The sequence below is a fragment of the Nonomuraea sp. NPDC059023 genome (genome assembly GCF_042740095.1).
Taxonomy (GTDB): domain Bacteria; phylum Actinomycetota; class Actinomycetes; order Streptosporangiales; family Streptosporangiaceae; genus Nonomuraea.
Window position 1 is genome coordinate 1 of sequence record NZ_JBHYIO010000049.1, and the last position, 11,640, is coordinate 11,640.

The following is an 11,640-nucleotide window of genomic DNA, read 5'->3' on the forward strand; positions in this document are numbered from 1 at the left end:
GGGCCGCGCCGTGCCTACGAGCTCTGGCGCGCGAACTGGCTCAAGGCCCCGCGCCAGATCCAGTGCCAGTGCCGCGGCGATCACCGCGGTCCACCGTCGTGTACGGGCAGTTGCCGGCACGTTGCGCTCCCTTCGTCGGTCCGACGATCGGCGAGGCTCCGGCTGCGGGGGAAGTCGTCCTGAGTTATCAGGACAAGGCCGTACAGATTGAGCCAGTATCGTCGGGGGTGGTGCGGCCACCGAGATCCTGAGGGTGCTTGATGCAGGTACGTCCGCTTCGCTCGTCCGATCCTCGAGAAGTACACGGGTACGCGCTGCGCGGCAGGCTGGGCGAGGGCGGCCAGGGCACCGTATACCTCGGCGCCGCCGCGGACGGCTCACTGGCAGCGGTCAAGGTGCTGCACGCCCGCCTCACCGAGGACGGCGAGGCCAGGCGCTACCTGCACCGCGAGCTGAACGCCCTGCGGCGGGTCGCCTCCTTCTGCACGGCGCGCGTGCTGGCGGCCGACCCCGACGCGGATCCGCCGTACGTGATCAGCGAGTACATCGACGGGCCCTCCCTGCAGGAGGTGATCCGCGGGCGCGGCGTCATGGCGGGGGCCGAGCTCGACCGGCTGGCCGTCGCGACCGCCACCGCGCTCGGCGCCATCCACGCCGCGGGCGTCGTGCACCGCGACTTCAAACCGGCGAACGTGCTGCTGGCCGCAGACGGCCCGCGCGTCATCGACTTCGGCATCGCCCGGCCCATGGACGCCACCGCCGCCACCGTCAGCTCCGCCGTCGGCACCCCGGCGTACATGGCGCCCGAGCAGTTGTCCGGGCATCCGGCCGGGCCGCCGATGGACATGTTCGCGTGGGCGTGCACGATGGCGTACGCGGCCAACGGCCGCCCGCCGTTCGGTGACGAGACGCTGCCCCTGGTCATCAACCGGATCCTCAACGCCCAGCCCGACCTGGGGCGGATGGACGGGCGGCTGCGCGGGTTCGTGGCCGCGTGCCTGGAGAAGGACCCCGCGCGGCGGCCGTCGGCCAGGCAGGTGCTGCTCGGGCTGATGGAGCAGGCGCCGAGGGGGACGCTCCCGCCCCCGCCGCCCCGCGCCCAGCCGATCGCGGGCGGCCCGCCCCCGCCCAGGCCGGGGTTCGGGTCCTCGCCGCCGCCGAGGCCGGTGCACGGGCCGCCGTCGCTGCCGCCGCGGCCGCCCGGCCAGACCCGGCCGGGCAGCAGGACGGCCAGGGTGACGGTGGGCGCGGCGGTGGCGGCGGTACTCGTGCTGGGGTCGGCGACGGCGGTCTACGTCGCCACCAGGCCGGACACCACGGGCACCAGGGTGACCACGACCACCACCCCGGTCGCGAGCCCGAGCCCCAGTACGAGCCCCAGTACGAGCCAGGACACCGGTACGCGCGTCGGCGACGTGTCCCGTTCGCCCCGGCTGGGCCTGGAGGTCTGGCAGGACGACAAGCCGGTGGCCCTGTCGCTCGACGACCTCGACTCCCCGGTGACCGTGGCCCAGCTCAAGGCGGCGCCGTTCGAGCTGCGCTTCCCGAAGCTCGCCGAAGGGCGGGCGCTGCAGGTCTGCGCGTGGACCGGCAAGTCGGTCTTCTCCATCGAGGACGGGGCCAAGGTCGACAGCCACCCGTGCTTCCGCCCCGGAACCGGCGTCGCCGACTACGAGTACGGCTCGGGCACGCTGTACCTGAACGACAACGACGGCCACAACTACCTGGCCGGCAACCGGGTCGCCGCGCAGTCGCCCACCCAGGACAAGGTGTTCGTCTCCAAGATCTTCCGCGACGGGGCGGACACGCCGCTGGCCGGCTTCGCCGGGACGCTGTACCTGGCCGCCTTCATCGACCTGAACGGCGACAAGGCGTTCAAGCGGGCGGGTGAGGGCGAGTACGACTACCTCACGCTCAAGATCACCCGCTGACCGGCAAGCTTTGGGCAAAGACAGGGATTTGTCGGACTACGTCGACTGATGTGGAGGAATGACCACCCAGGTGGACGGGGGTGGGCGATGACGGCCGGGGAGGCACAGGCGGCGGCCCGGAAGCTGTCGCTGCCGACGCTGACCGCGATGGTGGTCGGGTCGATGGTCGGCGCCGGGGTCTTCTCGCTGCCGCGCAACTTCGCGCAGGCCACCGGGGTGCTCGGGGCGCTGATCGCGTGGGCGGTGGCCGGGGCCGGCATGCTCATGCTGGCCTTCGTCTTCCAGACGCTGGCCGTACGCAAGCCTGACCTGAACGCCGGCGTGTACGCCTACGCCAAGGCCGGGTTCGGCGAGTTCCCGGGATTCCTGTCGGCGTTCGGCTACTGGGCCAGCGCCTGCGTGGGCAACGTCACCTACTGGGTGCTGATCAAGTCCACGCTGGGCGCGACCATCCCCGGTTTCGGCGAGGGCGACACGATCCTGGCCGTGGTCATCAGCGCGGCGGGCGTGTGGGCGTTCCACTTCATGATCGTGCGCGGGGTGCGCGAGGCGGCGGCGATCAACCGGATCGTCACCGTCGCCAAGCTCGTGCCGATCGTGCTGTTCATCGTGATCGTCGCCATCGCCCTCAAGTCGGCCACCTTCTCCGCGAACTTCCTCGGCACGACGGGCAGCCTGTTCGACCAGGTCAAGGCGACGATGCTGGTGACCGTCTTCGTCTTCCTCGGCGTCGAGGGCGCCAGCGTCTACTCCCGCTACGCGCGCCGCCGCGAGGACGTCGGCCGTGCCACGGTGCTGGGCTTCGTCAGCGTGCTCGCGCTGTTCGCCGCGGTGTCGATCTTCTCGTACGGCGTGCTGCCCCAAGGCGAGCTGGCCCAGATCCGCCAGCCGTCCGTGGCCGGGGTGATGGAGTCGGTCGTGGGCCCCTGGGGCTCGGTGTTCATCAGCGCCGGCCTGATCGTCTCGGTGCTCGGCGCGTACCTGGCCTGGACGCTGATGGCCGCCGAGGTGCTGTTCGTGGCGGCCAGGGACGACGACATGCCGCGCTTCCTGCGGCGGGAGAACCGGCAGGGCGCCCCGGTGGCAGCGCTGGTCATGACCGGCATCCTGATCACCGCGGTGCTGGCCGTCACCCTGTGGTCGGATGACGCGTTCACGTTCACGCTGAAGCTGTGCAGTTCGCTCTCGCTGGTGCCGTACCTGCTCGCCGCGGGCTACGCGCTCAAACTGCGCGGCACCGCCGGGCAGGTGACCGTGGCGGCGCTGGCCGTCGTCTACACCGCCTTCCTGATCTTCGCCGCGGGGCTGGAGTTCCTGCTGCTGTCGTGCATCATCTACGCCCCCGGCACGATCCTGTTCGTCATGACCAGGCGCGAGCGGGGCCGGCGCGCGTTCACGCCGCCGGAGCTGATCCTGTTCGTCCTGGTCGCCGCCGGGGCGGTCGTCGGCGTCGTCGGCCTGGCCGCGGGCTGGATCACCATCTGAGAAGGAGGAAGCCATGACGCTGGGTGTGCATTCCGAGGTCGGGATGCTGCGCAAGGTCATCGTGCACCGGCCGGAGCTGAGCATGAGACGCCTCACCCCTGCCAACAACGACCGGCTGCTGTTCGACGACATCCTCTGGGTCGAGCAGGCACAGCGCGAGCACGACGCCTTCGTGGCGATGATGCGCGGGCGCGGCATCGAGGTCTTCGACCACCAGCGGTTGCTGGCCGAGGCGCTGGAGTCGCGCTTCGACGCCAAGCAGCACGCCATCGACCAGGCCGTCACCCACCTGACCGTCGGCCCCGCCCTGGTCGACACCATCCGCGAGACGCTGGCCGGGTGGAGCGGCGAGAAGCTGGCCACCCATCTCATCGGCGGCCTCACCAAGCAGGAGTACGGCACCGCCGCCCTGGACGAGAAGTCACTGGTGGCCGCCGCTGCGCGGCCGGGGGAGTTCATCCTGCCGCCGCTGCCGAACTCGTTGTACCAGCGCGACCCCTCGGCCTGGCTGTACGGAGGCGTCTCGCTGAACCCGATGTACTACCACGCCCGCCTCCTGGAGACCATGAACCAGTCGACCATCTACCACTACCACCCGATGTTCACCGAGGAGCGCTTCGCCTTCTGGTACCCCGACGCGGGCGAGGACGACCGCTTCCACGAGGAGGACTACGGCACCGCCGCCATGGAGGGCGGCGACATGATGCCCATCGGCAACAAGACCGTCGCCATCGGCCTGTCCGAGCGCACCACCGCCCGCACCGTCGAGCACATCGCGCTGTCGCTCTTCGCCGCGGGCGCCGCCGAGCGGGTGATCGCGGTCAACATCCCCAAACGCCGCTCCTACATGCACCTCGACACCGTCTTCACCTTCCTGGACGCCGACAAGGCCACCGCCTATCCGCCGTTCCTGGAGACCGCCACCACGTACTCGCTGCGCCCCGGCGACAAGCCGGCCACGCTGGACGTGCGCCGCGACGCCTCCTTCGTCGGCGCCCTGGAGGAGTCGCTCGGGATCGGCCGGCTGGAGGTGATCCCGACCGGCGGCGACGACTACCAGCAGGCCCGCGAGCAGTGGGACTCCGGCAACAACTTCTTCGCCCTCGCGCCCGGGGTCGTGGTCGGCTACCACAAGAACCAGTTCACCAACCGCAAGCTGCGCGAGCACGGGGTCGACGTCATCGAGATCGAGGGCTTCGAACTCGGCAAGGGCCGCGGCGGCGCCCACTGCATGACCTGCCCGATCGAACGCGACGCCGTCTGAACCTCCCCCCGGGAGGAAAGCCATGAGAATCGTCCTGATCTGCGCCACCTTGCTGCTGGCCACCGCCTGCTCCTCGGGCAACCAGCCCGACTGGTGGCGTACCAACCAGACCGACGGCCAGGTCGGCCCGGTCCGGCTCGTGCACGTCAACATCGAGGCGCCGCCCATGGACGAGCAGAAGCCCGGCGGCACGCTGCCGCTCTACCTGACGCTGTTCAACGACGCGGCCGTCGAGCAGGTCTTGGACGCGGTGAGCACCGTGGAGGCGAAGAAGGTCGTCTACCGCGCGGGCTCGGGCGCGCCCATGGAGCGCATGCGGGTGGTCGTCCCGCCGAAGGGGGAGCTGTCCCTGCAGAAAGGGGACGGCCGGCCGTACCTGGAACTGGTGGGCACGAACCGGCAGCTCGGCAACACCACGATCCCCGTGACCTTCCGCTTCCCCACGGCGGGGACGGTCACCATCCGGGTGCCCGTACGGGCGGGCCGGCCGTCGCCGTCGTGAGCCATTGAAGAACAAGATTCCAGAATGTCATTCTGGTTCCATGACCGTCGACAAGCACGCCCTCCGCGCCCGATACCGCCAGGAACGCGACAAGCGCCTCCGCCCCGACGGCAACGACCAGTACCTGCGCCTGACCGGCCGGTTCGCCTCCTACGCCGACGACCCGTACACCCCCAGAGCCCCGCGGGAGCCGAAGAACGACCACGTCACCGTGGCGTTCGTCGGCGGCGGGTTCGCCGGGCTGGTCACCGGGGCGCGGCTGAAGGAGGCCGGGGTGGCCGACGTCAGGATCGTGGAGAAGGGCGGCGACTTCGGCGGCACCTGGTACTGGAACCGGTACCCCGGAGCCCAGTGCGACACCGCCTCCTTCGTCTACATGCCGCTGCTCGAAGAGCTCGGCCACATGCCGACGGAGAAGTACGCCCACGCGCCCGAGATCCTGGAGCACTGCCGGCGCATCGGCAAGCACTACGGCCTCTACGACAACGCGCTCTTCCACACCGAGGTCACCGGCATGGAATGGGACGACGAGCGCGCGCTGTGGACCGTCACCACCGACCGGGGCGACCGGTTCACCGCGCGGTTCGTGGCCATGGGCGTCGGGCCGCTGCACGTGCCCAAGCTGCCCGGCATCCCCGGGATCGACACCTTCGGCGGGCACTCCTTCCACACCAGCCGCTGGGACTACGACTACACCGGCGGCGACCCGGCGGGCGCGCCCATGGACCGGCTGGCCGGCAAGCGGGTGGCGGTCATCGGCACCGGCGCGACGGCGGTGCAGTGCGTGCCGCACCTGGCGCGGGCCTGCGCCGAGCTGTACGTGTTCCAGCGCACGCCGTCCTCGGTGGACGTGCGTGACAACCGGCCGACCGACCCCGAGTGGTTCGCGCGGATCGCCACGCCCGGCTGGCAGCGGCGCTGGCTGGAGAACTTCACCGCCAACCAGGCCGGCGGCGGCGCCGAGGAGGACCTGGTGATGGACGGCTGGACCGACATCGCCCGCCGCGTGCGCGACCGGATCGCCGCCCTGCCGCAGGACGCCCGGACGATCGAGCGGATGCTGGAGGCGTTCGAGGACTCCGACTTCGAGAAGATGGAGGAGATCCGCGCCCGCGTCGACGCCGTCGTGCGCGATCCGCGGACCGCCGACCGGCTCAAGGCCTGGTACCGGCAGCTGTGCAAGCGGCCGTGCTTCCACGACCAGTACCTGCAGGCGTTCAATCTGCCGGGCGTCCACCTGGTCGACACCGACGGCAAGGGCGTCGAGCGCGTCACGGAGACGGGCGTGGTGGTCGCGGGCCGGGAGTACGGGGTGGACTGCGTGATCTACGCCTCCGGCTTCGAGGTGGGCACCGACTACACGCGGCGCGCCGGATACGACGTGACCGGGCGGGGCGGGGTCAGGCTGTCGGCGTACTGGGAGGAGGGGATGCGCACGCTGCACGGCACCCATGTGCACGGCTTCCCGAACGTCTTCATCGTCCAGCCGACCCAGGGCGCCAACCTCATCTCGAACATTCCGCACAACCTGACCGAGTCGGGCCGGACGATCGCGATGATCGTCAGGCACGCCCTCGACCGCGGCCACGTCCGGGTGGAGGCGAGCAAGCGGGCCGAGGACGCGTGGCTGGAGCTGCTCATGTCCGGTCCCGGCACCCTGCTGGGCGGCGCCGACTGCACGCCCGGCTACTACAACAACGAAGGTCAGGACCCGGGCGGGAAGGGCTGGCTGAGCCTCGGCTATCCGCTCGGGGCCACCGCCTATTTCGCCTATCTGGAGCAATGGCGCACGTCAGGCGACTTCGCCGGCCTCGACTTCACCTAGCTTGATCTTTACCCCCATGCCGGTGCCTTTGCCTGCCTCGGGGCAGCTCAACCCCTGTGAGCCGGGAGAGCGACGACGTCACGGCCCGGATCAGGGACCGGCTGGGCGCCCTGCGTGCCCGCATGCGCCGCGAAGCCGTCCTCGACGAGGCCGTCAGCCGCACCGCCGCGCGCCAGAACATCCGCCCCGAGGAGGCGGCGCGCCACCTCAGCCGGCTCGCCGACGCTTCCGGCGTGGAGCTCCCGGACCTGGCCGCCACCATCGAGCCCGCGCCGCGCCCGGCCACGCTGCCGCCGGTGCCCGGGTGGGTGCTGGCGGTGTTGCAGGCCGTGCACGTCTCGGCCGCCTACCTGGTGCCGGTCGTCGACGACGGCGACCGGCCGGTCGACTTCGTGATCGCCGCGGCGAACGAGCAGGCCCGCGACGTGACCGGCCGCGGCGCCGGTGAACTCGTCGGCGAGCGCCTCGTCCAGGCCTGCCCCGGGGTGGTGAAGTCCGGGCTGCTGGAGGCGTACTTCCGGGTGCTCGCCGAAGGCCGGCCGCTCAAGCTCGACCCGGTGGAGTACGTCGAGGCGCGCGAGCACAAGCTCTGGCCGGCGTCGCTGACCGTGCGGGCCGTGCCGCTGCACGAGGGCGTCCTGGCGAGCTGGCGCGCGCTCGACGAGGACGAGCGGCTGATCAGCCGGTGGGACCGCGCCCAGCGCGAGGCCGAGCTCGGCTGGGCCGAGTGGACGCTCACCACCGGCCGCACCTACTGGACCGCCCAGATGTACGGGATCTTCGGCCGCGACCCCGCCGACGGCCCGATACCGCTGGAGGAGCTGCCCGGCGCCGTCGTCGAGGCGGACGTGCCGCTGGTGGACGAGCTCATGTCCACCCTGCTCGAACACGGCGAGGCGGCCGACAGCGAGTTCAGGATCAGGCAGCGCCACGGCGTACGGCAGGTGCGTACGGTCAGCGAGCCCGTCCTCGACGACAGCGGCACCCCGGTGCTGGTCAGGATGCTCGTCCAGGACATCACCCGCGGCCGCCGCCGCGAACGCGCCCTGTCGGCGGCCCACGCGCAGGCGATCAGGCAGCGCCGCCGGGCCGAGGAGGAGCAGCGCGTCGCCCACCGCCTCCAGGACGCCATCCAGCCCGGCCACAGCGGCGTCCTGGACGTGCCCGGCGTCCGGATCGCCGTACGCTACCTGCCCGCGGAGGACGTCGGCCGGCTCGGCGGCGACTGGTTCAAGGCCAGAAGCCTGCCCGACGGACGGGTCCTGGTGGCCATCGGCGACGCGATGGGCCACGGCCTGGCCGCCGTCGGCCTGATGGCGCAGATGCGCTTCGGCCTGGCCGGGCTCGCCTACACCAAGGCCGACGCCGCCCAGCTGGCCACCTGGCTGAACGATCTCATCTACCACAACAGCGAGACCGTGGCCGCGACGGGCACCGCCGTCATCGGCCACTTCGACCCCGGCAGCAGGCTCCTGACCTGGACCAGCGCGGGCCACCCGCCGCCGCTGCTGGTGCGCGACGGGGTCGCGGCGCTGCTGGCGCCGCCGCCGGGCCTGATGCTCGGCGCCCTGGAGTCGGTCGCCTACGAGCTGACCACCACGCAGCTCCACCCCGGCGACATGCTGTTCCTCTACACCGACGGCGTCATCGAGCGCCGCGACCAGGATCTCGACGCCGGCCTGAAGTCCCTGCTGGAGGCGGCCGACGACTGCCCGCTCGACGATCCCGAGGCGGCCATCGGCTGCGCCCTGGACCGCATCGGCCTGGACACCCACGACGACGTCTGCCTGCTGGCGCTGCGCATCCGCTGAACGCTGCTACACATTTGTGTAGTAAAATACACACGCGTATAGTCAGCTGCATGACCGCACCCGACCCGGAAGACCTCACCGCGCGCGCCCGCATCAGGGACGCCGCGATGCGCCAGTTCGGCGAGCACGGCTTCGAGCGGGCCACCATCCGGGGGATCGCCGACGGCGCGGGCGTCTCCTCCGGGCTCGTGCGCCACCACTTCGGCTCCAAACAGGGCCTGCGCGAGGCCTGCGACGCGTACCTGGTCAAGGCGATCCGCACACTCAACGACGAGGTCCGCGCCGACGCCGGGCACAACTACGTCGCCGTCGCGAGCGCCGTCTTCGGCCCCTACCAGCGCTACATGTCCCGCGCGCTGGCGGAGGGCTCGGCCGCCGAGGTCTTCGACGCGATCGCCGAGCTCAGCGAGCAATGGCTGGCCGAGGCCGACAAGAGCCGCCCCGACCCGCCCACGGTCCCGGTCAGGGCGCGCGCCACCGTCGGCACCGCGATGGCGCTGGCCGTCTCCGTGCTGCAGGAGCACATCTCCCGGCGGCTCGGCGTGCGGGTCTTCAGCCCCGCCGGGGACGAACTGCTCGCCCGGGTGCTGCTCGACCTCTACTCCCACTCCTGGCTCACCCCGGAGGAGGGCGCCGCGCTGCAGGCGCGCCTCGACGAGACCGGGGAGGTCCACGGCTTCCTCGGGCCCAACGGCGCGGGCCGCTCTCGGTCCTGATCGGCAGCGTGCAGGTCTCCACATCCCGAAGCTGCCCGCCGAACCGCTGAACGTGCTCCCGCCGGCGGTGCTGACCGCGATGGCGGCGGCGCCGATCGCCGCGGGCTCCGCCGGAATCCGCGGAGCGCGACCTCCCGATCGGGGGAAAGCACCCCGAGTGCCCAGATAACGCTAGGGAAGATCCTCTTTAGCGCAAAACCATGCTCAGCGCAGCAAGATATGCCGAAAGGGACGACATCCAGCTGGATGTCGTCTTTTTCGTGTTAGGTGGCGTTCACCCGTGAGTCATGAGCCTCAGTCAGGCTACGGGCGTCCCTCACCCTTGATCGACAGGGAGCCACCCCCGTGCGCAACCTCAACCGCCGCCACTTCCTTGTCACCGGCCTGGCCGCGGGAGCCGCCGCAGGGCTGCCTGCCGGGGCCGAGGCCGCCACCCGCGGCAGGGAACCGGCCGCCAACCCCTTCACCCTCGGCGTCGCCAGCGGCGACCCCGACCACCACGGCTTCGTCATCTGGACCAGGCTCGCGCTCAACCCCATGGCCGAGGACGGCATGGGCGGCATGCCCGCGCGCCCGGTCACCGTCCAGTGGCAGATATACGCCGACGAGCGCGCCAGGCGCACCGTCCGCGCGGGCGTCACCCGCGCGGTCCCCGAGTGGGGCCACAGCGTGCACGTCGAGGTCGCCGGACTGGCCCCCGGCCGCGAGTACTGGTACCGCTTCAAGACCGGCCGCCACGTCTCCCCGCTCGGCCGCGCCCGCACCGCCCCCCACCCCTTCCAGTACGGCGGCGCCCTGTCGATGGCCTTCGTCTCCTGCGCCCAGTACGAGCACGGCTACTTCACCAGCTACCGCCGCCTGGCCGAGGAGAACCCCGACCTCGTCCTGCACCTGGGCGACTACCAGTACGAGTACACCAAGAACACCTACGTCATCCCCGGCGGGAACGTCCGCCACCACGACGGCCCGGAGACCGAGACGCTGGCCAACTACCGCCAGCGCCACGCCCAGTACAAGGCCGACGCCGATCTGCAGGCCGCCCACGCCGCGGCCCCCTGGCTGGTGGTGTGGGACGACCACGAACTGGACAACAACTGGGCCGACGAGATCCCGGAGAAGCCCGAGATCCCGCAGCCGAACTTCCGTCAGCGCCGCGAGGCCGCCTTCCGCGCCTACTACGAGAACATGCCGCTGCGCCGTTCCTCGGTTCCGCGCGGCATCGACATGCAGCTCTACCGGCGCGTGCGCTGGGGCCGCCTGGCCACCTTCCACATGCTCGACACCCGGCAGTACCGCGACGACCAGGGCTGCGGCGACGGCTACCGCGACTGCCCGGCGGCGATCGACCCGGCCCGCTCGATCACGGGCAGCGAGCAGGAGGCCTGGCTGCTGGACGGCTTCCGCCACTCCCGCGCCCAGTGGGACATCCTCGGCCAGCAGGTCTTCTTCGCCCAGCGCGACAACAACGCCGGACCCCAGAAGATCACCTCGCAGGACGCCTGGGACGGCTACGTCGCCTCGCGCAACCGCATCACCCAGGGCTGGCTCGACGCCCGCGTCCGCAACCCCGTCGTGCTCACCGGCGACGTGCACGCGCACTGGGCCAGCGACCTGAAGCTCGACTACGACGACCCGACGGGCCCGTCGGTCGGCTCGGAGCTGGTGGCCACCTCCATCAGCACCGGCGGCGACGGCAAGGACTCCGACCCGCAGACGCAGCCGTTCCTGAAGATCAACCCGCACCTGAAGTTCTACAACAACCAGCGCGGCTACGTGCTGACCACGATCGAGCGCGACCTCATGACCGCCGACTTCCGGGTGGTGCCGAAGGTGCAGGCGCCGGGCTCGGGCGTCCACACCAAGGCCACGTTCGTCATCGAGGACCGCGTCCCGGGCGTGAAGCAGACCTACCTGCGCCCGGTCGACCCGGCGCTCAAGGCGCTGGGCGAGACGACCATCGAGGAGACGGTCCGCCTGGAGACCGAGCGCCCCTAGCCGTCGGCCGCCCCGGTCCCAAGCCCCCAAAAACCGGGCGGCCCGGCACCATCGGGTTTTTAAAAATAAAAAAAAACATAATAAAGAAAAACAATAGGGAAGAAACAGAAA

Annotated in this window: 8 protein-coding genes; all 8 read left to right on the forward strand. The window is 71.0% G+C overall.

Going from position 1 to position 11,640, the window contains the following annotated elements; genetic code table 11:
* Positions 1-260: 260 nt before the first annotated feature.
* Positions 261-1,931, forward strand: coding sequence for a serine/threonine-protein kinase (locus ACFWYW_RS50605; protein WP_379622454.1), 1,671 nt, complete (start codon positions 261-263; stop codon positions 1,929-1,931).
* A gap of 87 nt (positions 1,932-2,018) precedes the next feature.
* Positions 2,019-3,416 (forward strand): basic amino acid/polyamine antiporter, encoded by a 1,398-nt coding sequence (locus ACFWYW_RS50610; RefSeq protein WP_379622456.1) that lies wholly within the window; start codon positions 2,019-2,021, stop codon positions 3,414-3,416.
* A 13-nt stretch (positions 3,417-3,429) separates the two neighbouring features.
* Positions 3,430-4,680 carry an arginine deiminase gene (locus ACFWYW_RS50615; protein ID WP_379622458.1) on the forward strand — a complete coding sequence of 417 codons (1,251 nt, stop codon included), beginning with the start codon at positions 3,430-3,432 and terminating at the stop codon, positions 4,678-4,680.
* Positions 4,681-4,702: 22 nt separating this feature from the next.
* Entirely contained in the window at positions 4,703-5,182 is a 480-nt protein-coding gene (locus ACFWYW_RS50620; protein ID WP_379622460.1) for a hypothetical protein, read from the forward strand.
* 40 nt (positions 5,183-5,222) lie between these two features.
* Positions 5,223-7,007 carry a flavin-containing monooxygenase gene (locus tag ACFWYW_RS50625; RefSeq protein ID WP_379622462.1) on the forward strand — a complete coding sequence of 595 codons (1,785 nt, stop codon included), beginning with the start codon at positions 5,223-5,225 and terminating at the stop codon, positions 7,005-7,007.
* Positions 7,008-7,063: 56 nt separating this feature from the next.
* Positions 7,064-8,818 (forward strand): PP2C family protein-serine/threonine phosphatase, encoded by a 1,755-nt coding sequence (locus ACFWYW_RS50630; protein WP_379622464.1) that lies wholly within the window; start codon positions 7,064-7,066, stop codon positions 8,816-8,818.
* Between the two features lie 50 nt (positions 8,819-8,868).
* On the forward strand, positions 8,869-9,534 hold the full coding sequence (locus ACFWYW_RS50635) for a TetR family transcriptional regulator (protein WP_379622466.1): 666 nt from the start codon (positions 8,869-8,871) through the stop codon (positions 9,532-9,534).
* A gap of 345 nt (positions 9,535-9,879) precedes the next feature.
* Entirely contained in the window at positions 9,880-11,529 is a 1,650-nt protein-coding gene (locus ACFWYW_RS50640) for an alkaline phosphatase D family protein (protein ID WP_379622468.1), read from the forward strand.
* Positions 11,530-11,640: the final 111 nt, after the last annotated feature.

Coding starts and splice junctions, on each gene's coding strand:
- ACFWYW_RS50605 (WP_379622454.1), top strand. CDS start 261: ATGCAGGTACGTCCGCTTCGCTCGTCCGATCCTCGAGAAGTACACGGG.
- ACFWYW_RS50610 (WP_379622456.1), top strand. CDS start 2,019: ATGACGGCCGGGGAGGCACAGGCGGCGGCCCGGAAGCTGTCGCTGCCG.
- ACFWYW_RS50615 (WP_379622458.1), top strand. CDS start 3,430: ATGACGCTGGGTGTGCATTCCGAGGTCGGGATGCTGCGCAAGGTCATC.
- ACFWYW_RS50620 (WP_379622460.1), top strand. CDS start 4,703: ATGAGAATCGTCCTGATCTGCGCCACCTTGCTGCTGGCCACCGCCTGC.
- ACFWYW_RS50625 (WP_379622462.1), top strand. CDS start 5,223: ATGACCGTCGACAAGCACGCCCTCCGCGCCCGATACCGCCAGGAACGC.
- ACFWYW_RS50635 (WP_379622466.1), top strand. CDS start 8,869: ATGACCGCACCCGACCCGGAAGACCTCACCGCGCGCGCCCGCATCAGG.